Origin of the sequence: Paraeggerthella sp. LCP19S3_G8, assembly GCF_052119225.1 — a bacterium.
GTDB lineage: Bacteria > Actinomycetota > Coriobacteriia > Coriobacteriales > Eggerthellaceae > Paraeggerthella > Paraeggerthella hominis.
In genome coordinates this window covers 204913-227112 of the sequence record NZ_JBQKFQ010000004.1, presented here as the reverse complement: position 1 = coordinate 227112, position 22200 = coordinate 204913, and the positions used below count along the sequence as shown (strand labels likewise).

At 61.5% G+C, this 22200-nt stretch carries 22 protein-coding genes and 3 tRNA genes; 22 read left to right on the top strand and 3 right to left on the bottom strand.

What is annotated here, in order from left to right:
* Nucleotides 1-8 precede the first annotated feature (8 nt).
* The 15 genes from ACTQZK_RS06365 to ACTQZK_RS06295 all read left to right on the top strand — a co-directional run bounded on the left by ACTQZK_RS06365 (nt 9) and on the right by ACTQZK_RS06295 (nt 16330).
* A complete protein-coding gene (locus ACTQZK_RS06365; protein WP_441898927.1) occupies nt 9-1199 on the top strand; it encodes a phage portal protein in 1191 nt (396 codons plus the stop codon).
* Entirely contained in the window at nt 1186-2022 is an 837-nt protein-coding gene (locus ACTQZK_RS06360) for a head maturation protease, ClpP-related (RefSeq protein ID WP_441898925.1), read from the top strand. The genes ACTQZK_RS06365 and ACTQZK_RS06360 overlap by 14 nt, the downstream gene beginning before the upstream one ends.
* Nucleotides 2006-3223, top strand: coding sequence for a phage major capsid protein (locus ACTQZK_RS06355; protein WP_441898923.1), 1218 nt, complete (start codon nt 2006-2008; stop codon nt 3221-3223). The genes ACTQZK_RS06360 and ACTQZK_RS06355 overlap by 17 nt, the downstream gene beginning before the upstream one ends.
* Nucleotides 3224-3236: 13 nt before the next feature.
* A complete protein-coding gene (locus tag ACTQZK_RS06350; protein WP_441898922.1) occupies nt 3237-3563 on the top strand; it encodes a hypothetical protein in 327 nt (108 codons plus the stop codon).
* Nucleotides 3526-3885, top strand: coding sequence for a hypothetical protein (locus ACTQZK_RS06345; RefSeq protein WP_441898920.1), 360 nt, complete (start codon nt 3526-3528; stop codon nt 3883-3885). The genes ACTQZK_RS06350 and ACTQZK_RS06345 overlap by 38 nt, the downstream gene beginning before the upstream one ends.
* Entirely contained in the window at nt 3882-4244 is a 363-nt protein-coding gene (locus ACTQZK_RS06340; protein WP_441898919.1) for a hypothetical protein, read from the top strand. The genes ACTQZK_RS06345 and ACTQZK_RS06340 overlap by 4 nt, the downstream gene beginning before the upstream one ends.
* Nucleotides 4237-4644 carry a hypothetical protein gene (locus ACTQZK_RS06335; RefSeq protein ID WP_441898917.1) on the top strand — a complete coding sequence of 136 codons (408 nt, stop codon included), beginning with the start codon at nt 4237-4239 and terminating at the stop codon, nt 4642-4644. The genes ACTQZK_RS06340 and ACTQZK_RS06335 overlap by 8 nt, the downstream gene beginning before the upstream one ends.
* A 16-nt stretch (nt 4645-4660) precedes the next feature.
* A complete protein-coding gene (locus ACTQZK_RS06330; RefSeq protein WP_441898915.1) occupies nt 4661-5239 on the top strand; it encodes a hypothetical protein in 579 nt (192 codons plus the stop codon).
* 12 nt (nt 5240-5251) lie between these two features.
* Nucleotides 5252-5563 carry a hypothetical protein gene (locus tag ACTQZK_RS06325; protein WP_441898914.1) on the top strand — a complete coding sequence of 104 codons (312 nt, stop codon included), beginning with the start codon at nt 5252-5254 and terminating at the stop codon, nt 5561-5563.
* A gap of 56 nt (nt 5564-5619) precedes the next feature.
* On the top strand, nt 5620-6054 hold the full coding sequence (locus tag ACTQZK_RS06320) for a hypothetical protein (RefSeq protein WP_441898912.1): 435 nt from the start codon (nt 5620-5622) through the stop codon (nt 6052-6054).
* Nucleotides 6055-6199: 145 nt separating this feature from the next.
* Complete coding sequence (locus ACTQZK_RS06315; protein WP_441898911.1) at nt 6200-10303, top strand: phage tail tape measure protein; 4104 nt, start codon at nt 6200-6202, stop codon at nt 10301-10303.
* Between the two features lie 8 nt (nt 10304-10311).
* The gene (locus ACTQZK_RS06310; protein ID WP_441898909.1) at nt 10312-12498 is read left to right on the top strand and encodes a hypothetical protein; all 2187 of its coding nucleotides are present in this window, start codon (nt 10312-10314) and stop codon (nt 12496-12498) included.
* Nucleotides 12498-13637: a hypothetical protein gene (locus tag ACTQZK_RS06305; protein WP_441898907.1), complete on the top strand. Its 1140-nt coding sequence runs from the start codon at nt 12498-12500 to the stop codon at nt 13635-13637. The genes ACTQZK_RS06310 and ACTQZK_RS06305 overlap by 1 nt, the downstream gene beginning before the upstream one ends.
* Nucleotides 13637-13888 carry a hypothetical protein gene (locus ACTQZK_RS06300; RefSeq protein WP_441898905.1) on the top strand — a complete coding sequence of 84 codons (252 nt, stop codon included), beginning with the start codon at nt 13637-13639 and terminating at the stop codon, nt 13886-13888. The genes ACTQZK_RS06305 and ACTQZK_RS06300 overlap by 1 nt, the downstream gene beginning before the upstream one ends.
* Before the next feature lie 30 nt (nt 13889-13918).
* Nucleotides 13919-16330: a BppU family phage baseplate upper protein gene (locus tag ACTQZK_RS06295; protein ID WP_441898904.1), complete on the top strand. Its 2412-nt coding sequence runs from the start codon at nt 13919-13921 to the stop codon at nt 16328-16330.
* Nucleotides 16331-16625: 295 nt separating this feature from the next.
* Here ACTQZK_RS06295 and ACTQZK_RS06290 read toward each other — a convergent pair whose 3' ends face one another.
* A complete protein-coding gene (locus ACTQZK_RS06290; RefSeq protein ID WP_441898903.1) occupies nt 16626-17027 on the bottom strand; it encodes a hypothetical protein in 402 nt (133 codons plus the stop codon).
* A 572-nt stretch (nt 17028-17599) separates the two neighbouring features.
* Nucleotides 17600-18499 (bottom strand): tyrosine-type recombinase/integrase, encoded by a 900-nt coding sequence (locus ACTQZK_RS06285; protein ID WP_441898901.1) that lies wholly within the window; start codon nt 18497-18499, stop codon nt 17600-17602.
* Between the two features lie 110 nt (nt 18500-18609).
* On the opposite strand from ACTQZK_RS06285, the gene ACTQZK_RS06280 reads away from it, so the two are divergent.
* From ACTQZK_RS06280 to ACTQZK_RS06265, 4 genes are read left to right on the top strand one after another with little or no spacing between them, the layout of a single operon-like run.
* Nucleotides 18610-18873 (top strand): hypothetical protein, encoded by a 264-nt coding sequence (locus tag ACTQZK_RS06280; RefSeq protein WP_441898899.1) that lies wholly within the window; start codon nt 18610-18612, stop codon nt 18871-18873.
* Entirely contained in the window at nt 18870-19187 is a 318-nt protein-coding gene (locus ACTQZK_RS06275) for a hypothetical protein (protein ID WP_441898897.1), read from the top strand. Before ACTQZK_RS06280 ends, ACTQZK_RS06275 begins: the two co-directional genes overlap by 4 nt.
* Nucleotides 19184-19504, top strand: coding sequence for a hypothetical protein (locus tag ACTQZK_RS06270; protein WP_441898895.1), 321 nt, complete (start codon nt 19184-19186; stop codon nt 19502-19504). Before ACTQZK_RS06275 ends, ACTQZK_RS06270 begins: the two co-directional genes overlap by 4 nt.
* Complete coding sequence (locus ACTQZK_RS06265) at nt 19497-20297, top strand: SH3 domain-containing protein (RefSeq protein ID WP_441898893.1); 801 nt, start codon at nt 19497-19499, stop codon at nt 20295-20297. Before ACTQZK_RS06270 ends, ACTQZK_RS06265 begins: the two co-directional genes overlap by 8 nt.
* Before the next feature lie 57 nt (nt 20298-20354).
* Here the strand turns inward: ACTQZK_RS06265 and ACTQZK_RS06260 are convergent, their stop codons facing one another.
* Nucleotides 20355-20489: a hypothetical protein gene (locus tag ACTQZK_RS06260; RefSeq protein WP_441898891.1), complete on the bottom strand. Its 135-nt coding sequence runs from the start codon at nt 20487-20489 to the stop codon at nt 20355-20357.
* A gap of 1159 nt (nt 20490-21648) precedes the next feature.
* Here ACTQZK_RS06260 and ACTQZK_RS06255 point away from each other — a divergent pair.
* The 3 genes from ACTQZK_RS06255 to ACTQZK_RS06245 all read left to right on the top strand — a co-directional run bounded on the left by ACTQZK_RS06255 (nt 21649) and on the right by ACTQZK_RS06245 (nt 21984).
* Nucleotides 21649-21724 (top strand) — tRNA-Gly (locus ACTQZK_RS06255).
* 66 nt (nt 21725-21790) lie between these two features.
* Nucleotides 21791-21864 (top strand) — tRNA-Cys (locus tag ACTQZK_RS06250).
* A gap of 44 nt (nt 21865-21908) precedes the next feature.
* Nucleotides 21909-21984: transfer RNA gene (locus ACTQZK_RS06245), tRNA-Gly, on the top strand.
* Nucleotides 21985-22200 lie beyond the last annotated feature (216 nt).

Sequence of the window (22200 nt, the reverse complement as noted above, 5' to 3'; positions counted from 1 at the left end):
GGTGAAACATGCAGATACTTGAAAACATCCAATCGTTCTTCGGCCGAAGGACGTACGAAGCGACGATGTCGGCATCGGAGGAGGCGGCTGCCGCGAGCCTGGCAGCAAGGAAGATGGCCCTCTATATAGCTTCGTCCTACATCACGAAAGCCCTGTCGAAATGCGAGTTCAAAACGTACGAGAAAGGCATCCCGGTCAAAAAGGAGCTGTACTACGCGCTCAACGTGAGCCCGAACCCTAACCAGTCGGGGTCGCACTTTGTCAACGCCATGGTGGATAGGATGATCTACGACGGGCACTCGATCATGGTGCAGCCGTCGAAGTCGAGGAACAGGTTCTACATCGCCGATTCGTTCAGCCCTGAGCCGAGACCTCTCGAAGAGAACCTTTTCGCCGGAGTGTCGGTGGAAGGCAGGCAGCTGGGCGTAAAGCTCAAGGCGTCCGACGTCTGCTACTTCCGGCTCGAGGACAAGGAGCCTCGCGCCGTCGTCGCTGACATGTACGCGGACATGGGCCAGCTCCTGGGCATGACTATGGCCTCGTGCAAGAACGCGAACGGCGAGCGGTTCACGCTCGAACGGGAAGGAAGGCCTGGGGGGCAGAGAGAAGACGTCAAGCAGGACGCGAATGAAGTGAACGATCTTCTGAGAGGCTTCATCCGAAGCCCTTACGGCGTCATGCCGCTCTCGAAAAACCAGATTCTCAAAAGGGTCGAGCCGAACGGAAGCGGTTCGGTCAAGGACGTCATCGACCTTCGCAGGGATATATTCGAGATCACGGCCAACGCGTTCCAAATCCCGCAATCGATGATGTACGGCAACATGACGAACACGAACGACGTCATGAACCAGTTCATCACCTTCGCGATAGACCCCATCGCCGACATGATAGGCAAGGAGATCACGCGCAAGTTCTACGGCTTCCATTCCTGGGACGGAGGGAGGACGCGCGTGCACGTCGACACCACGAAGATCAACCACGTCGACATCTTCCAGGTTGCCGAAAAGGCTGAAAAGCTCGTTTCGAGCGGCCTGTTCTCGATCGACGACACGCTCGACGCCATGGGGGCCGACAAATTGAACACCGAATTCTCGCAAGCGCACTGGATCACCAAGAACTACTCGCTGATCCAAGACGCGCTCAACCAACTAGCAGCCGCGAACGCCGAAGGAGGTGAAAACGACAATGCCAACGAATAGGTACTACTCCCTCGCGCAGGAAGGAGCGACCGCCAGCATCGACATCTACGGCGACATCACGTCATGGCCGTGGCTCGAATCGGACGTGTCGGCCTATAACCTGTCGCAAAGGCTCGCCGAGCTTGCCGACGTCGAGACCATCAACGTCAACATTAACAGCTACGGCGGCGAGGTGGCCGAGGGCCTGGCGATCTACAACGCCCTCAAACGGCACAGCGCGAAGGTGGTGACGCGTTGCGACGGATTCGCGTGCTCCATCGCCTCCGTGATCTTCTCGGCCGGCGACGAGCGCATCATGCACGACGCGTCGCTTCTGATGATCCACAACGCCTGGGTCCGCGCGGCAGGAAACGCCACCGAGCTTCGCAAGCATGCCGAAGACCTCGACAACATCACGCAGGCTTCGAAGAACGCCTACCTGGCGAACGTGAACATCACGGAGGAAGAGCTGACCGCCCTCATGGACGGCGAATCGTGGATTTCCCCGCAAGACGCGCTCGACATGGGCTTCGCGACGTCGATAGAGACGTTCGACGCCGAGAACCCGAGCCAGAATGCCCGTACCGCGCTGTTCGGCTTGGTAATGGCCGCGAACGGCTCGACCGCCGCAGAACCGGTTGAGCCGCCTCTCCCTTCCGACGATGCGGAAGGACGGCAGGATGACGAGCCTCCCGCAATCGACGTCGAGGACGAGCAAGACCCCAGCCCCGACGGGGAAGGGATCGAATCGGAGGAACCTAAAGAGGAAGCGGCTGGAATGGCCGCTTTTTTGATGCAATTAAACGACTTCCTAGGAGGAAACAACCATGCCAATGACGATTAACACCGAAACCAACCCGGCGCAGATGTTCGCGGACGCGATGCAGTCGGGAGACAACGCGCAGCTCGCAGACGCATGGAACGCTTCCATGAGCGCGATCGCCCAGAGCATCCGCGCAGACTTCGAGATCGCGCAGCGAGGAGCCGACGCGGCAGTGCTCTCGCAGCGCGGCTACCGCCAGCTGACCGCCGCCGAGAACAAGTTCTACGAGAACCTTGAGAACGTGTCCCGCTCCAACAATCCGAAGCAGGCGTTCATCGACCTTCTGGACGGCAAGCACGACGAAGACCTCATGCCCGTCACCATCATCGAGGACGTGTTCCGAGAGCTTGAGGACAACCACCAGCTCCTGCAGGTGATCAACTTCACCTACGTAGGCTACTCGACCAAGTGGCTGCGAAACAAGCACACGGCCGCGAAAGCCGTCTGGGGAAAGATCACCGACGAGATCACGAAAGAGATCACGTCCGACCTCGAAGTGATGAGCATCGACCAGAACCGCCTGACCGCGTTCGCCGTCATCCCGCTCGACATCCTGGACATGGGCCACACGTTTATGGACCGCTATGTGCGCGCATGCCTGTACGAGGCGCTTTCCTGCGGACTCGAAGCGGGCATCCTGCACGGCGTCGGTTCGGCCAAGAACCAGCCTGTCGGCATCGACCGCGACATCCATGCGGGCGTGAGCGTCAGCACCACCGACGGCTATCCGAAGAAGACGGCGATCGCCGTGAAGTCCTTCGAGAAGAAGCCCTACCTCGAGCTTGTCTCCAAGCTTTCCAAGACCGAGAAGGGAAAGAACCGCAACGTGAACGAGGTCGTTCTGGTGGTGAACACCTCCGACTACCTCACGAAGGTCGCCCCGGCGACGATGCTTCTCGGCGCCGCCGGATACGTCAATGACGTGTTCCCCTTCCCGACGAAGTGCGTTCCCTCCGTCGAGATGGCTTCCGGCGAGGCGCTCATGTTCCTGCCGAAGTGCTACACGTTCACGGTCGGCGGCACCCGAAACGGGACGATCGAGTACGACGATTCCTTCCAGTTCCTCAAGGACTGCCGCACCTATAAGATCATGCAGCACGGAGACGGCATCGCCGACGACGACACCGCCGCGATCCTGCTCGACATCAGCGGCCTCGAAGAGCTGATCCCGTCCGTCAAGGTCGCAAACACCGTCACCACGGCCACAGCACCGACCGTCTAAGGAGGCGCGTCCTATGAACGAAGGCCCTCTTTTCGAGCAGGTGAAGGGGAAGCTCTGCGTCACGTGGGACGATGCGAGGACGGACGCGAGGATAAGGAACGTGATCATGCCGAGCGCCGAGCAGGACCTTCGCGACCTGCTCGGCATCGGCGACCGACCGTTCTCGTTCGCCGATGCCGGAACGGAGAACATCCTGTTCCTAGCGCACTGCTACTACGAATGGAGCAACGCTGCGGACGAGTTCGAGGAGCATTACTCGAACATGATCGCGCGATGCCGCAGGAAATGGATGGTGAAGCAGTATGTTGAAGAGCAGAAGGCCGCTCCCGACCTACCCTGACGGCATGGTGGCGATCTACCGGGAGAAGGACAGGAAGACCGACTTCGGAGCGAAGCGCAACCCGCGCTCGCTCGACCACATGGATCACGTCGTCACCCTCGCCTACGCGCTGAAATCGTGCCGCGAGCAGGACTTCACGTTCGCCGAGCAGCAGGGGTTCGCGCTCTCAATGAAGGTGCGAACCCCTGCGTTCGCAGACGTCGACTCTGCGTGCAAGGCGGTTATCGGAAGCAGCCTGTTCGACCTCTCCCACGTCGACAAGGCTAAACGCGAGATGTACCTGTACCTGTCGAGTGCGGGAGAATTGGAGGCGGGAGCATGATCCTTGACGACATACAAGAAAAGCTGCTCGAAATAGACCCGAACGTGTTCTACGGGACGGCTGAAAAACTCGACCGAAAGAAACCGTGGGACTACATCGTGTTCTCGCGGCGCGTCATGCGCCCCAATTCGACCAAGTCCGGCTACACGGACATGTTCGAAGTCGCAATAGTGCGCGAAGAGTACGTTCCGGAGGGCCTTCCAGAAAAGATCATCGAAGCCCTTACGTCGATAAAGGGCGTCAGGATGTCGGAGCGGGACGGCCGCTACGATTACGCGGTCAAGCCGAACACGAGCGACACGGTGGAAATGCTCGTTCTCGAATTCGTCAGGCCGAGAAAGCGGCCCCCGAATGTATGAGGTCGATTATTCGAGCCTGGAAACGCTCGAAGCGCGCATGGCTGAGTTAGGGCATGGCTCCGGCCATGTCATCGACGGCGTCCTCCACGGCGAGGGCGCGAACCTGATAAAACGGGCCATCCCCGGATTGATCAACCCGTCGGGGCGCAGATGGTCGGGCAAGGCCGCGTCGATAGCGGGGAAGCCGAGCGCGGGAGGACGCCTTTCGCAGGACGACGCGAGCTTGCAAGTGACCGTCGCTGCGCGCGGCAGGATCGGATACCTCTACTTCCCCGACGACGGCACGAACACGCGCAACCACGTCGGCGACCAGCAGTTCATGCTGCGCGGCGCCGAGGATAGGCAATCGGACATCATCGACCGCTGCATAACCGGGCTGGTCGACGGATTCAACCAATGAAAGGAGCTGCTTGAACATGGCAGTCATCACGGAGACCGTATTCTCGGAATACGACGTAAAGTACATGAACTTCATCTTCGGAACCGGCGAAGGCAAGGAGGTCTGGCCGGTGAAGCTCATCGGAAAGCTCGAAGAGGAGAGCGAAGTCCGAAAAATGATCAAGAAAGCCCGCGGCGTACCCTTCAAGAACCGCACGTGGGGAACCGGCACGGGAACTCTCAAGCTGACGGCCCACATGCCCCACGCGCTCTACGTCAAGCTGCACGGCATGGACGGGGGCAAGCTCGCCGACGGCGTGAACGCGTACGGTCGCGACTCGCGGCATCCCGAAGCCCTCGTGACGGCGGACGTGCTCGACGAGGACGACGTCGAGAAGTTCAAGGCGTGGCCGCGCTGCGTCGTGTCCACCGGTCCCGCGCGCTCCGTCGAGAACGGCGCGGAGGAGGTCGCGGAAACGGAGCTCGAAATCGCGTTCTCGCCCGATGAAACGGGCGTCGGAATGTACGAGGCGCTGTCCGACGGCCTTGCGAAGACCATCAAGGACGGATGGATGGCTTCCTTCGCGTCCGCGCTCGTCGCGACGCCGAGCGCGTAAGGGGGTGCTGAAATGACGGAAGCGAGAACCACGGTCAAGAAGACGGCCTCGACGAGGAAGCCCGCCGCTCCGAAGAGCGCGGCGAAGAAGCCCGCCGAGGAATCGGCCAAGCCTGAAGCTGCGGAAGCGGTTGAGCCGAAAGCAGAGGAAACGGCCAAGCCTGAAACCGAACCCGGGCAGGACGCCAAGTTCGCGGTCGTTGCGCTGCGCAAGTTCAACGACAAGCGCACGGGCGATCTCCGCAAGCCCGGCGACGTGTTCGAGGTCACGCAGGAACGATTCGACGAGATCCTTGCCGCAGGCGAGTTCGTGGAGAAGCAGTAGCGATCAGAAGCGGGGGAGCGGTTATCCGTCCCCCCGCTTTTTTCGGAGGCAATGACATGGCTAAAGCAGACTACCCCAGCACCACCGTCGTCTACGAGATGATGGACGGAGAAGCGCGCATGACGTTGCAGATGTTCGCCCTCTACCAGCTGTGGACGCGAAACAAGGAAATCTGGGGCGACTACAACGACATCACAACGGGCAAGTCCGACAACGGCGAGCTGGACACGGCGAAGCTGCTCTATGCGGCCTACCTGTGCGCTTGCTGCCAGGACGGCGAAGAAGACCGGTACGGCTCCTTCGAGGAATTCCTCATGAACCTCCCGCCCGACCGCGCCGCGATGCGCACGGCGTACCAGGAGATGTGCGCGCCAAAAAAAGCACGGCCTTCCGCGACGCCTTCGGAAAGCGCGCCCGAAGAACGAAGCAAAAAATCAAGGTTCCGTCGTTTGAGCTTCTTGAGCCGGACGACTACTACACCTACTACGTGATGGTCCTCGGAATCTCCGAGGACCTTTTCTTTCACGCGGACTTCTCGTTCGTTCGGGCCGTCGCGGACGGTAAAGGCGCTTACGACGCATGGCTTGCGGGAGAGCGCGAGCATCTTGCCGAGAAAAACAGGGGGTGAAAAAACCAATGGCGAAGAAGAACGAAGCAAAGGTGATTTTCCGAGCGGTCACCGACCAGTTCGAGCAGGGAATCAAGCAAGCGAAAACATCGATCACCGGGCTTAACGCGCAGCTTCGGCTTAATTCGCAGGAGATGGCGAAGAGCGGAACGTCCACGCAGCTCCTCGCGCAGCGCGTCGATCTCCTGACGAGCAAGCAGCGCGAGCAGCAGGCCGTCGTCAACGGCCTTGAGAACAAGCTCGAAGCTGCGCGCATCCGCTACGGGGAGAACAGCACCGAGGTTCAGAAGCTGAACAACCAGCTGACGAGCGCGAGGGCCACGCTTCAATCGTTCTCGAACCAGACCGACCAGGCGCGCCAGAAGCTGCTCCAGTCGAAGACGGCCTACGGCCAAACGAACCAGGCCATCAAAGAGCAGCAAGCGGAATTGAAGCAGCTCAAGCAGGATTACGCGAACGCCGTAGTCGAGCAGGGCAAAGGCTCCGCTGCTGCAAAAGACCTCGAAGCGAAGATCAGGAAGCTGTCAAACGAGCTAGGCCGGAACGAAGAGAAGCTGCAGCTCGCCGACAAGGCCGCCGACGATCTGGGAAACAGCTACAAGACCGCAGCCGAGAAGTCCGAGGCGCTGAAGAACGCCGCCGAGAAGGTCGCCAGCGGAATGCAGAACGTCGGCATGGCCATGACCGCGACGGCTACCCCGGCCATAGTCGCTGCCGGTGCCGCGTCGTTCAAAATGGCATCCGACTTCGAGAGCAGCATGAGCCGCGTCGAGGGCGCGCTCGACGACCCGTCGGCCGACATGGAGGAGCTTTCCGACCTCGCCCTGCAGATGGGCGCTGACACCATCTTCGGCGCGTCCCAGGCGGGCGATGCGATGGAAGAACTCGCGAAGGGCGGCCTCACGGCTGCCGACATCAAGGGCGGCGCTCTCGCCACGACCATGGACTTAGCGGCAGCCGGCAACCTTCAACTTGCCGACAGCGCGAACACCGTCGTTCAGGCCATGGGCGCGTTCGAGCTTTCCGCCGACCAGACCGGCCAGGCGGCGAACGCTCTCGCCGGTGCCGCCGCCGCGTCTTCGGCAGACGTTTCCGACCTGACGCAGGGCCTTTCGCAAGTTTCCGCGCAGGCGCACTCTGCGGGTTGGAGCATCCAGGACACCACCGCCGTCCTGGGAGCGTTCGCCGACGCCGGCATAGTGGGAAGCGATGCCGGCACGTCGCTCAAGACCATGCTCCAGCGCCTTGCGGCTCCGACCGACAAGGCGGCGGAGACGATCGACGCGCTCGGAATCAACGTTCGCGACAGCAACGGCAGCATGCTCGACGCTGCGGGCGTGGCCCAGGAGCTGACCGACAAGCTCGGCGGGCTTTCGAGCGCCGAGAAGGACGCGGCGATGCAGACGATCTTCGGGTCCGACGCGAGCCGCGCCGCCCTCGTCATGACGAACAAGGGCCGCGAGGGAATCGAGAAGTACACCGCAGCCACGAACGACCAGACGGCTGCGCAACGCCTCGCCGAATCGCAGATGGGCGAGTCGGAGCGCGCTATCGAGGAAATGAACGGCGCGATCGAGACGGCCGGGATACAGATAGGCCAGGCGCTCGCGCCGGTCGTGAGGGACGTTGCAAAGACCGTCGGCGTCGCCGCCGAGGAATTCAGCGAGCTGAGCGACGAAGAGCGGGGCAACGTCATCGCGACCGCCGCCGTGGTCGCCGGAACGGGGCCTGCGCTCCTGGTCCTATCGAAAATGATAACCATTGTGAGCGCGGTTGGCTCTGGAATCAAGACGGCGTCGAAGCACGCGAAAGACTTCGGCGGCGACGTAAGGGCAATGGGCGTGAAAGCCAAGGCCGCATCTATCGGCGTTAAAGCCGCGAAGGCGGCGGTAGGCGGCCTGGCTGCGGTTCTGGCCGGGCTTATCATCGGCGAGATACTGGAAGACCTCGCCGAATGGAAGGAACGCTCCGACGCCGTGAGCGGCGCGACCGACGGCATGCGCGACGCCGTCGCCATGATGAACGCCGACCTGTCCGGGGCCGTTCCGAGCATCGAAGCGGCGTCGGAGAAGACCGCCGACCTCTCGTCCTCCGCGCTCGAAGCGATGCAGAGCCAGGCCGACCTCGCGAAGGGCATGAAGGAATCATGGCAGGACGTCAACACCGACAAGGCGCTCATCGAAGAGTACATGGGCGTTATCGAGCAGCTTACCGGAAAGTACGACGAGAACGGCAACAAGGTCGCCCTCACCAAGGAGGAGCAGGCGAAGCTGCAAACGGCCGTCGCAGGCGTGAACGAGGTGTGCGGAACGTCCTACAGCGTCATCGACGCCCAGAACGGCATCCTGAGCGCATCGACCGGCGAGATCAAGGGCAATACCGAGGCGTGGATCGCGAACGCCAACGCCCAGGCCGCCCAAGAGCAGATGGTCGACATGAAGAAGCAATGGTACGACCTCGACCGCCAGCGCCACGATCTGAACAAGGAGATCGCAGAAGACGAAGCTCGTTTGAACAAGCTCAACGAGCGCAGGACCGACCTCACGCGTGAAGAGGCAAGCGAGCAGCAATCCCTCGTAAACAAGCTAGAGGACAGCAGGGCCGTTCGCGACGGGCTGAACGATTCGCTCAGAGAGAACGAAGAAGCCCAGAAGTACCTCAACGCGAAGCTGGTCGAATCGCAGGACGCGCTCACTCGAACGACAGAAGCCATCAGAAGCGCCATCGCCGGCAACGAGGAATGGAGCGCGGCCCTTGCGGATTCAGGCGTCGATGTCGACGCGTTCTCGCAGAAGCTGTCCGAACTCGGCTACTCTACGTCCGACCTGGCGAGCATGTCGACCGAGCAGCTTATGGCCCTTGCCGGCGCTTACGGTTCCAGCACCGCAGACATCATCGCCATGTGCGACCAGATGGGCATAGCGGTGCCGCAGAAGATGCGGGAAGCCGTAACCGGCGCGACCCAGGCCGTCACCGCCGAAACGCCCAACGCGGCAAGCGCCATGTTGCTTTTCAAGGACGGCATGCTGCAATCCTACGATCCGGTTTCCGGCCAATTCTCTCAGGTGACGAACGACGCGCTGGCGCAGATCACCGGAGGAATCGCGGCAGGTGCTCCGAGCGTCGATATGGCGGTCATGACCATGCGCGACGGCATGTTCTACACCTACGATCCGCTAACCAAGATGTTCGTTCAGGCAACCGACAGCGCGATGATCGGAGCGGCAGCAGCCGTTTCGAACGGAACGCCTCCCGTGCAGAGCGCGACGGCGGGTCTCGTCGAGGGCGTGGACTACGAGACTGGGCAAATGCCAGGGAAGGTCGCGGACAACACAGCCGAGGCAGGGAACGCCCTCGTTGCCGGTATCGACGCGGCGCAGGGACCAGTCGCATCGTCGGCAGATGCCGTAAGCAAGCTCGCGGCAGATCACATGAGCAGCGCGTCAGCCGATGCTTGGTGGGCTGGCCATAACATGGCGGCTGATTCGTTCCGTTCCGGCATCGACGGAGGCAGAGGGTCGGCCGCAGGGGCAGCCGACGTAACGAGCAAGCATGTCGCCGACCATTTCAGCAGTGCGAACGGCGACGCCTGGTGGGCTGGCTACAACATGTCAGCCGGATTGGCCCAGGGCATCTACGGAGGCCGATCGCTCGCGGTCAACGCGGCGGCGAACGTCGCAAGGGATGCCATCAATGCGGCCAAGCGCGAAGCAGACATCAACTCCCCATCGGGGGAAACCGAAGAACTCGGCGAGTTCTTTACCGAAGGATTGGCGGTCGGAACGGCGAGCAAGGCCGGCATGGCCGTCGAAGCGGCCTCCGACATGGTCGGGTCCGCCGTCGATGCAGCCAGATCTGCCGTGATCGCCGGCGTCGGCAAGTCTCCCGCGATCGTCGATCCGATATGGGCGGTGCCGAACGCGATCCCCAGACCGGGTTCCGTTGCCGGAACGGCATCCGGGCATGTCTCCAACATGTCCAACGTGGTCAATTCGAACAGCACGAAAATCGAGATGAACGTGAACATCGAAGCCAAGGGAGCGGATGCCGGAGAGGTCGCAGCGCAAGTGCTCGGCCTCATGGACGAGGCCCAGACGATGTACGGGAGGTGAGCGATTGAATGACGGCTTACGGCAATGTGACGAACAACTGGAGGGCGTATCTTAACGCCTGGGAGGCGTCGAGGACGGAGACGACGCTCACCATCTCGGCAACGGGCGGATTCGCCGCTTACAACTGGGGATTCGACATTTCGAGCGGCGTCTCCACGTCCATCACGTGCAGCCATGCGGGAGGGACCGGGAGCGGCAGCGGCGGAGCGTGGTCAAGCTACGGCGGCTGGGAGGAAACGCAGAGGGCGTCGGGCACCTGGACGGTCCCTCGCGGCTCAACGGGCTACTACGTGACGATCTACTGCACGACGACCAACGCCAGCGGTTACATGAACGGAACTTCCTCATGCAGCGCAACCGTCTGGGTTCCTCCTATCAACTACAACAAGCCGCACAATCCTACGAACGTCGCAGCTTCTCGCGTAAGCGACAACAAGAACACGTTGAGCTGGTCGCAAGACGGAACGGGAATGGACGGCCTCTACCCATGGGGCGGCTTCTGCATCGACCGCAGGGTGGACGGCGGGGAATGGTCGAGGATAGCCAGCATCGACTCGTACAGCACGCACAGCTACGCAGATACGACGACAAGCCCCGATCATTCGTACCAGTACCGCGTATCGACGTACGGCCCCGGCGGCACGTCCGGAAGCGTCAGTACCGGCGTGCTGTACAACACGCCGTCCGCTCCGTCGTTCGGCAGCATTGCGAGAAAGACCGCTACGATCGTGACGGTCAATCTCCACAACGCTTCGAAAACGGCGACGGGGCTTGACGTCCAAGTATCGACCGACGGCGCGGCATGGGGCGAGACGTCGAAGTTCGCCGACAAGGTGACGACGTTCGACATCGAGCTCGGCGGGGGCACGTTCTACCTGCGCGCGAGGAACACGCGAGGCGCGATGGCTTCCGCCTGGTCGAAGAAGTCCGACCAGGTCGTGACGATATGCGCGCCTAAAGCGCCCGCGCTCACGGCTCCGGCATCGTCGGCCGTCGTGTCGAAAGCGACCGAGAACATTTCTTTCACTTGGAAGCACAGCCCCATAGACGGCTCGGCGCAGACGGCGGCGCAGCTTCGGTACTCTACGAACGGTGGAACGACCTGGACAACGGTTGACGTCACCGGAGGCGCGCAGTCGAAGTCCGTTGCCAACGCCTTCGCCGTCAACTCGACCGTTACATGGAGCGTTAGAACGAAGGGCGCGCATGCGGACTACGGCCCATGGGCGGGCAACCGCGTTTTCCACGTCAAGCAGGTCCCGACGGTCTACTTCTCCGCCCCGGCTTCCGGAGCCGTGGTGGGCGAGATGCCGATAGCGGTCGCTCTTTCGTACTCCGACCCGTCCGGGGCGCTCGCGAACGCGAAGCTCGAACTGCAGCACAGCGGCTCTACTGTCTGGTCCAAGGATATGGGAAACGCTACCGCAGCGACGATCGGGGCCGCCGATTTCCTCCCGACGAACGGCGAGTCCTACACATTGAAAGCCACGGTACGATCGTCGTCGCAACTCCAGGCAACGGCCGTTCGCACCATCGAGATAGACTTCATCGAGCCGGAGCGCGCCTACCTGTCGATCGAGCCTGACCCCGATACCGGGCACGTCGATATTACGGCGAAGATAGCGGAAGACGAAAGCCTCGCTACCGCGACGAGAATTCAGCTATTCCGCGTTTACAAGGACAGCCGCATCTGCATAGCGGACGATACGAGCGGCGGCGTCACTATCACGGACAAGTACGCTCCGCTCAACGTCGATTACTCTTACGAGGTCGTGACCTTCGCGGAATCAGGCTCCTTCCACACGTCCTCCTTCGAGGGCCGCATCGACACGCCTTGGTGGTTCGTCTACTTCTCGGACGGTATCGCCCGAGCCATGTGGGAACCGGCGGGCGATATAGACCAAGGCAGACCGAACGACGAGCTGGTGTACTTCGACGGCCGAGAATGGCCGGTGCTTTTCCAGACGCGCAACAAGTCGGACGAGCGCAGTTTCAGCGGGTGGGTCGATACGCAGGAGGAAGCCGACCTGTTCGGTGATATGTCGCTTGCCGCCGGCGACAAGGTTTACAAGTCGCTCAAAGGAGACGTCTTCCACTGCCGCGCGTCGGCAAAGATCACGCCGGATTACGAATACGGGGAAAACGGTGCGGACATCAGCGTGAGCATCACGAGAATAGACGGAGGCGATCTGTAATGGCCGATTGGTACGGTTTGAGATCGGACGTCGAATGGATGATACGCCGCGTCTCTTGGGCAGAGCTAGAAGAGCTTGAAGACTACGAGAGAATGAAAGTCGAAAGCTGCGAGCAATCGATATTCACGACGATCAAAGCCAGGGGGTCAATCTCTTTCAACGGCTGCGATCCCCCTGACGAGATCGACCCGATCAGGCTTTACTACTGCTTCACGGACGCTGATTCGAAACGCGTCAAGGAGCCGGTAGCGACGTTTCTCGCGGAAGCGTCGAACCCTGCGTTCTCGTCGCTCGAAGGTGGTACGACGCGGGAAAGCGGAACGGTCGACTGTTACTCGCTCCTGAAGGTCCTCTCCGACGCGTCGCTCAAAAGGCCCCTCACGGTCCCGGCTGGCACGAACGCCGTCGCTTACGCCGTCGCCGCCGTCGAATCGTTCGGCCTTCGGACGAACAACCCCGACAAGTCTTCCTATTTGCTCTCGTCCGACCATACGTTCGAAGCGACCGACAGCCACCTCGACATGGTCAACTGGCTGCTCGACGCTGCGGGATTCGCTTCGGCCACGACCGATGCGCTTGGCACGGTGCAGATCGTCAAGTACGTCGAGCCTACGGAACGGCCCGTCTCGTGGGTTTTCGACAACGGCGACCGATCGATCATGTATCCGAAAGTATCGACCGAAAGCGATTGGCGTTCGATCCCCAACGTCTACACGGCGATCTACCAGACCGACGAGGAGAGCCTTGCCGTAACCGTCCGCAACGTCGACCAGAACTCCAAGGCGTCGCTGCCGAACAGGGGATGGCGCGAGAACTCGCTCACCGAGGCTGTGTCGGAGCTCGCTGGAGACACCGTGCAGAAACGGCTCGCGAACCTCGAAGCCATGGCAAAGAAGAACCTCGCCGGGAAGTCGGCCGAGGTCGAGTACGTTAAGCTCTCGTGCGCCTACGTCCCCGTGAAGCTCAACGACGCGGTGCGGGTCGAATACTCTGACCGTCGATGGAGCGGATCTGTTACCGGAATCAGAACGTCGGGCGACGCTGCCGGTAAGACCGATCTAGAGGCGAGGCGCTTCGTCCGGCACGATTTGAGGGTCGAGGTCGAAAGCCAGATCGTATACCAGAAAGGGGTCGTCTGATGGCTCAGGCCACGGTGAAGATGGCTGCGCGCGCATTGAGGCTCGACGGTGCGAAAGCCAGGCGCGAGTACCATTCGCTCGGCACCGTCAAATCGGTCAACGCCGACGGATCGTGCAGGGTGCTCCTCGACGGAGCGAACGTATCGACGCGTTGCGCGAAAGGGTGCCCCGCGTCGGTCAGCGACCGCGTCCTCGTACTCGTGATGTCGGACGGGAAGTGCGTCGCCATATGCAAGATCGACGTTAATTAGCGATTATGGACAAATGGAAGGAGGATGCTGATGGAACAGGCGATTACCCTCGACGTGCGAAAGCGCGCAGGCAAGTTCAGCAGACCGGTCGAGCTGGATCTGCTCAGGCGAGGAGAGAAGGGCAACGTCCCGCTCACCGTCTGCATAACCAAGGACGGGGCGCCCTACGACCTCACGGGCAAGGAGGTCTACCTGCGAAGCAAGACGAGCCAGGGCCGCGTTGTCTTCGACGACGTCGAATCCGGCATCGCGATCGTAAACGCGAAGGGCGGCGTCGTGTCGCATACGCTGCCGCCCGGCTTCGCGTCGGAGCCGGGGGCCATGGTCGGCTACTACGAGGTGCGGCAGGGGGACTTCTTCCTCGACACGACCGAATCGTTCACGGCGAGCGTCGTGCACGACATCGACCTGTCGGCAGAAGCCGCCGCCGACTACATCCCGAAGTTCGACCGGATCACCGCCGAGGCGCAGACCGCCACGGCAGCCGCGAACGATGCGGCTAAGAGCGCGTCGGAAACCAACGAATCCGTCAAATCGGCCGAAGCGGAGCGAGCCGAGCAGGAGAGAGCGCGCGTCGGGAGCGAATCGTCTCGCGCCGAAGCGGAGGCCGCCCGCGCCAAGGCCGAAACCTCCAGGGCGTCCGAGGAGGGCAAGCGCGCGACGGCCGAGGCGGGCAGGGCGTCGGGCGAGGCCTCTCGCCAGTCCGCCGAAACCTCCCGGGTGGCGGAGGAGGGCAAGCGCGCATCCGCCGAAGCTGATCGGGCGTCGAAGGAGGCTGCCCGCAGATCAGCCGAAACCTCCCGGGCATCCGAGGAGGGCAAGCGCGCGACGTCCGAGGCGGGACGGGCATCCTCCGAGAACGCTCGCCAGTCCGCCGAGGCGGCTCGCGTCGAGCAGGAGGGCGCGCGGAATGCGGCGGAGTCCGTGCGGGCCGGCAGCGAGGCCGCCCGCGCCAAGGCAGAATCATCACGGGTGGCGGAGGAGGGCAAGCGCGCGACGTCCGAGGCGGGCAGGGCGTCCGCCGAGAACGCTCGCGCGACCAAGGAGACCGCTCGCCAGTCGGCCGAGGCGGCGCGCGCCAAGGCCGAATCCGCGCGAGCGACCGAGCAGGCGAAGAACAACGCCGACCAGGCGCTCAACAACGCCGCCATGGCGAAGGTGGCCCCGTACATATGCGCGCCTGGCGAATACGACGCATCGACGCTCATGCCCACGATATCCGGAGAGCCAAACAGGACGTACTTCGTCCCGGCTGAGCAAGGCCCGGGGAACAAGTACATAGAGTGGATGCTCATAGGCGGATCGTGGGAGATGATGGGTGTCTCGCAGGTCGATGTCACCGCCATCGCAACCGATCAGATCGACCAGGTCGCGGCCGACGGCTCCCCTGTCGGAGAGAGCGTCCTCAACCTGTCCGGCCTGTCGTATCTGTGGGCTAAGGTCAAGGCGGCGTTCGCTGCGAAGGTCCACAGGCACAGCGCGGCCGACGTGACCGGAGGCGTGTTGCCCGTCAAGTTCGGAGGCACGGGGGCCACGACCTCGGCGGGCATCATCCAAGCGGCGGGGGTGACCGCGACCGCTCAGGAGCTCAACTACATGGACGGGGTCACGTCCAACGTTCAGGGCCAGCTCAACGGCAAGGCCGCCGCGTCGCATGCGCACAGCTACGCCGGCAGCTCGACGTCCGGAGGCGCCGCGACGAGCGCGGTGAAGCTCCATACGGCTCGCAGCATCTCGCTTAGTGGCGATGCGACCGGATCGGTCAACTTCGACGGGTCTGCCAACGTGCAGATCGCGCTGGCCATAGCCGCGCTGGCCGTCAAGACCGGCATGATAGCCGACAGCGCGATCACGGCGGCGAAGATACTCGACGGGACCATCACGACGGCAGAATTGGCGAACCTGGCCGTCACGTCGGCTAAGATCGCGGACGGAGCCGTCACGTCGGCTAAGATCGCGGACGGGACCATATCGACGGCCGATCTCGCCAACGCGGCGATCACCAACGCCAAGCTGGGCAACGGAAGCGTCAGCGCCGCCAAGCTCGAAGCTGCTCTGCTCAAGCGGATAACCGATCTGGAGGGCTTCCGGGATTCCGTATCCCAGAAACTCTGGACAGGCTCTCTAGGCAGAGGAGAAGCCGTCACCGTCCCTGGCCTGGCTGGCGCTAAGGTGATCGGATTGAGGTTCGAGTACGGCCCCGACATAGTCCATCCGATCGTGCTTAAATCCGGAGAGACTACGTTCGGCGTGACCGAACAGGACGGATTCGGCTCGTACTGGGACGAAGTGTCGTTCTACGGGAGAATCACCGTAGGCGGCAACAGCGTATCGTGCTCGAAATGCGGCATGTGGATATCGAGAAGCACCGGACTGGGCAATCCGTTCGTCCTGGTCGCCGGCGATAACCACACGATCACGGAGATATGGCGCATCCTGTGACCGGCGACGCTACAACCCTACGAAAATGACGTGGATGTCGAACCTGTACGCACCTGCCGTCCCTGCCTGCACGCTGAGGCCCCCGCTATTGTTTATCCAGGCGAATGCTAAGGAGCTGGTCGCATGGAGGTCTCCGTTCATGGCTGAGACCATGCACGTTTGCTTGTTGATGCGAGAGGCTGGGACTCCTAGCTTGTTGGCAAGCTCGGCATTGCTCCATATATCCTTTCCGTTGTTCGTGCCTTCGGAAACAACGCTTTCATGGTAGTGAGATATGCTCTGGGATACGGAATGCCTAGATAGGGATGCATTTAACAATCATCTGGTAAAGTCCGCTAGTTCCGGAGTTGGCTATCGGAGCGGTGAACGTGTAGCTTCTTCCCGCCTGCGCGCCGGAGAACACGCGCTTCGCATGCATTGTTCGCCCCATGGTGTTGCCTCCGTAGACTTCGCCCTTTACGTTCGCCAGCGTCGTCAGTCCGCTCACTGCATTTATTTCGACCGTGGCAGTGTTGCCGCCGTAGCCCCATTGGGCTTCGTGCCAAGCCTCGACTTCAACGATGCAGTTCTTCGGCGGCGTTACGGTTATCGTGTGGCTTTGAGCGGAAAAATATGCCGGGGATACGGAATGCCTAAATAGATCCGAAAATGACGCACTTGGCGTATTGCGATTTCGTTTTTGCGTATATCCAGCCATTTTCTGTGTATACGTTCACAGCATATATAGTAGGTTCAATTCCGTGGCATAAGTCTATACGCGACGCGTCGCTAACTGCCTTGAGCATCCAATTTCGCGGGATGGTCGATGTGTTCAAGATGCGATTATCGGTCGTTGATAAAGCAATGATATACGAGCCGTATGACCCCATAGCGCAGACATTCGCGTATCCCGTTGATGTAGTGCTACCAAGCTCAACCGGGGATACGGAATGCTATTTGATTCGATACCCGTGAACGACTAGGACAAAAATTGAGCGAGAACTCACTTTTCCAGAGCCGTTTGCTGCCATCTCGCCGAACTTGTTGTAGTCAACGTTCCGCCCGCTGAACAATAGCGAGCCTGTTTTCACGAACATGGCGTCGGGAAGCGCGCTCGCCGTCATGAGGCACAACTGCTTCCCATCCGGATCGTCGATCTCCGCGCTTCCGTAGTTGCCGTCGTTGTCAACGTATCTAACTGCGATCCGTGCGTAGTTGGCGCAAGAGTCGGAAAGTGCGAACGACGTGTTCGTTCTGCCTGACCACAGGACGGTCGGGGATACGGAATGCCTACGCCGCCAGCAGCTCCCTCCTCGGCCTGTTCGCGCTGCAGACGAGCAGCGCCTCGACGGCGGCTTGCGCGTCTTGGCAGATCGTCCTGCGCGGCACGATGTAGTGGTCATATGCTGTCGATATGTCGGTGTGCCCCAGCATCATGGCCACCGTCTCGATGCCCACGCCGGCTTCGATTGCCAGCGTGGCCCAGGTATGGCGCATGTTGGTCATGGACACGTGGGGCAGGCCGCGCCGCTTGCACCACGACTTGATCGAGCGGGCAACCTTGTCCGGCGAAACGTCGCCGGTGATCAGGCCCTTGCCCTTGATCTTGCGCAGGCGGTTGATCGCAAAGCGCGGTAGCCAGCACGATCTCGTCGACTTGTCCGTTTTAGTGCCCTCGGTGACGATCTCGCCGCCCACGCACTGCCTCGACTTGCTCACGCGCACCTCGCCGGTCTTGAGGTTGATGTCGTTCCATGTGAGCGCGCACGCCTCCCCGCGCCTGAGGCCGAGCGTCACCGAGCAGATCGCGACGGCCTCCTGGACGTGGCCCCACATGCCGCGCAGCATCTCGGTCACCTCGCCCGAGTCCAGGGTGTCCGGCCGGTAAGGCTCCATGGACGGCAGTTCGACGTACACGGTGGGGTCGGCGATGCGCAGCCGCTTCGACTTGGCCCACCAGCGGATTATCTGGCGCAGGCACTTGTACGCCTTGATGGCCGCTCCCGGCCGCTCGAAGGAGTCCACCCACTCCTGGACGTCGTCCGGGTCGATCTCCTCGATCTCGCATGCTCCCCAGCGAGGGAGGACGTGCAATCGCATCGACGAGTCGTATCCGGCGACCGTTGAGGCTCGGCGCTTCTTCGTCTTTTCGGGGAGGTAGTGACCTTCGTAAATGTCCGCGATGTTCATAGATTCATACCTTTCTCGACGTCGAAAATCCCAGGCGCTTTTCGGTTGGATCAATCGTAAAGGCTCTTGGGATTTTCGACGTCGGGCGCACCGACGAAAAAAGGGAGGAGGTGATCGAGATAGAGGCGATCATAGCAGCCTGCATCACGGGCGTGGTCACGCTGATCGGCGTCATCGTCGCGAACAACAAGCAATCGGCGGTGATGGCCGAGCGGATCGAGGGCGTGAAGAAGGACGTCGTAGACCTTTCCGCGCACGTCGAGAAGCACAACGGCGTCATCGAGCGCGTTTTCAAGCTCGAACAGCAGCCGAACCAATGCGAGGAGAAGTTCAAGACGCTGTTCAACAGCATAGACCGTCTGGAGGACAAGTGAGAAAGCCCAAGGGGAGCACGGTAATCATCGCGCTCATGTACGTCACATGGACGGCATACGTCCTGCTCCAGGCGTGGTGCAGGCTCGCCATAGGCGCGTTCCTACCGCCGGAAGTGACGTACGGCACCGCTGCGCTGTTCATCGTGGAGACGGTCAGCCTGGCGCGCTTGAAGCTGGCGAAGGAGGGCAACACGCTCCCGCAAAAGAAACCCAACGCCTTCCTGTCGAAGTTGGGAATCTCAGATGTTCCCGATTTCGAGGAAGAAGCGCAAATCGAAAGCGCGAAACACGCGCAGAAGGAGGAAAGGAAATGACGAAAGAAGAAATCTTGCAGAAGCTGACCAGCCGCAAGTTCTGGATCGCGACGGCAGCTGCCCTCGCGTCCGTCGGCGGCAGCGTAGCGGGCTTGGCTACCGACAACACGGCGTTGGCCACCACGGGCATGGTCTGCACCATGTTCAGCGCGGCCATCTACGCGGCAGCCGAAGCGTACGTGGACGGCCAGAGCGCCAAGTCTGCGCAGACCATCAACCAGGTCGTTACAACCAAGCAGGTGACGGCCACGACCAACGACAAGGCCACCGTCGTGGCCGCGCTCGCCCCGGCGGAGAAGGAGGCCCCCAATGCCTGATCGCGCGAACGTCGCGGCGACGTTCCACCGCCGCCAGGTGGACGATTGTCGGTTCGGCTACACCCAGGGCGATGGGCGGTGGGGATCCGGCCCCATCGAGTGGTGGGAGTGCGAGGGCGTCAACGCGCCGTTCTCGGTCGGAGACCGCGACTGCTCCAGCTCCGTCATCGACTGCTGGCGCGAGGCCCTGCGCGGCAGCGCCTACGAGGGCGCGCTCGACACCGCGACTTATACTGTCGACATGCGCGACGTGTTCGTCGGCTCCGGGCTGTTCGACTGGCATCCGATGGGCGACGGCTACGTAGCCAAGCGAGGGGATATCTACCTCAACGAGGCCAACCATACGGCCATGTGCCAGAGCGCCGTGCCGGACATGCTGTCCGAGTACCTGTCCAACGAGTTCGGCGGCATCGTCGGCGGGCAGGTGGGCGACCAGACCGGCGGCGAGAGCCTGATGCGCCCGGACTACGACTTCCCGTGGGACGGCATCCTGGCATACAACGGCAAGGCCGACGGGGGAGGGGCGCAGCCTTCGCAGCCCGCTCCCGCACCGTCGGGCGTCGCCGGCGGCACCTACGAGTGCGTCGCCGACTCGCTCAACGTGCGCGACGCTCCGGGCATGTCGGGCGCCGTGGTCGCGTCGTACGTCGAGGGCGAGACGGTCGTGCTCGACGAGTGGGGCGAGGTAGCAGACGGCTACCTGTGGGGCCGCTACACGTCATACAGCGGTGCCACGCGTTATATCGCGGTCGGTACTTCCGACGGAAGCGAGGTCTACCTGCGGAAGCAATGAAGCGAAGAGGGCGCATCCTTCGTGGCGCGCCCTCTTTTTTTGCGTTTGGGGTTCGATTTACGGGCTTGATAAGCCCTGTGCGGCGGCCACCGGGCACGCCGCGACGCGGTCGCGCGGGTCGTCGGAACATGCAGCCGCCTCCATGTACTCGGCGAGGGCGTAGCAGCGTTTCTTATTCTTCATCTTCTTCATTTCGGTCTCCTTTTCGACGCGTATCCCGGTACAAATCAATGTACAAATAATCCGTTCGTAGAGTTGCGTGGAGTAAAGCCTAATTCCTAAAAATAGCGTTTAACCTGGTAAAACATATTCTAAACTACCGTCCAATATCGTAGATTTTTGTTTTGACACGGTAGGGGTCACAAGTTCAAATCTTGTATCGCCCACCATGAAATGCAGAAAGCACTTGCGCAGGTCGCAGGTGCTTTTTTATTTGCCCTGCCCCTTTGGCGGCGCGTCCGGGAGGTGAACCCCCTTCGCCTCCCGGACGCGGACGATTTGCACGATCTGCATGCGGGGAAAGGCCGTCAAACCGCCAAACTGCGCATTAACCCTGTTAAGGGGGCTGGAATGTGCAATTTGAACGACATGGTCGCCCTGACCCCTACCCTGAGGGGCGAATCCGCTCCTGGTTTTCACGCGACGGCGCATCGATGCAGGTCGAAAGCCGTGAAAACGAGAATCCCTCTCCCGCCGGACGAAAATTCCCCTTACGGTAGGGGTCGATCCCCTGAAAAAAGCGAGGGGAGGTGAGCGCCGTGGCGCACGGAGAGGGAACCGTCAAGCTGATCAGCGATCCCGGGAAGCCCGAAAGGTACGAGGTGAGCGTGTCCCTCGGCTGGGACCCCGAGGCGGGCGGTTCCGAAGCGCGCTGGCGGAAGCTCGACTTCTCTACCGCAGGTCCCGGTTCGCGCCCAGCTGTTGAATTCCCGGCGCCGTCTTCGGTAGTGGTCCGCGACCTTGCCCATCCGGTACGAACCGACCGGTGCCGGCCTTGTGTCAAAAAAGTTGAGTTTTGCGGCGATTTTCCGCCTTGCCGAAGTGATGCAACAAGTGGTGTTTTTCATCATGCCTGGTCAGAGGCTTACTGCCTGTGATTATTCTTGCTTGAGGACCAGCAAAACTCGTCCGTTTTGACAGAAGGTCCGGGCGGGTGCGCGGCTGTCCGCAAGCGTCCTCGGTGGCTTGCGTGGCGGCGGCAGCTTTGATGGGACGGCGACTCGATGGCTTCAGAGCGTAGCGCCTTCGCACGATCGCCTTATGTACCAGCCGTTTTCTAAGAATTTTCAAAAAAGTTGAAATTGGGGCTTGCGCGACTAGGGGAGTTCACGTAATATATTTCCTCGCCGATGCGGACGTGGCTCAGCTGGTAGAGCACGACCTTGCCAAGGTCGGGGTCGCGGGTTCGAACCCCGTCGTCCGCTCCATCGTCAGTGCAAGGCCGGCCAGGCCGAAAAGTTTTGGCCGGCCTTTTAATGACGGAAGGCTAAGATGGCGACGTGGCCAAGTGGTAAGGCAGAGGCCTGCAAAGCCTTCACCCCCGGTTCGAATCCGGGCGTCGCCTCCATCGTTTGAAAGAGCGGTGGAGTTGAAAAAGCAATACGCTAACATGCGGACGTGGCTCAGCTGGTAGAGCACGACCTTGCCAAGGTCGGGGTCGCGGGTTCGAACCCCGTCGTCCGCTCCATTACATGCAAAGCCCGGTGAAGTGATTCGCCGGGCTTTTTTCATGCAGCCCGCACGCTGCCATTTCGCCCTATCTCGATCTACGCGCCGCCGCCGTTTGCCGGCTTGGCATTGCGCGAGCGTCGCTCTTTCGCTATCCTACGTTCTCAGACTACGCAAGCGCGTACGAAGGGGCGCACCACCTCGGGTGCGGTTCTCTTCGTGCGCGCTTTTTTGC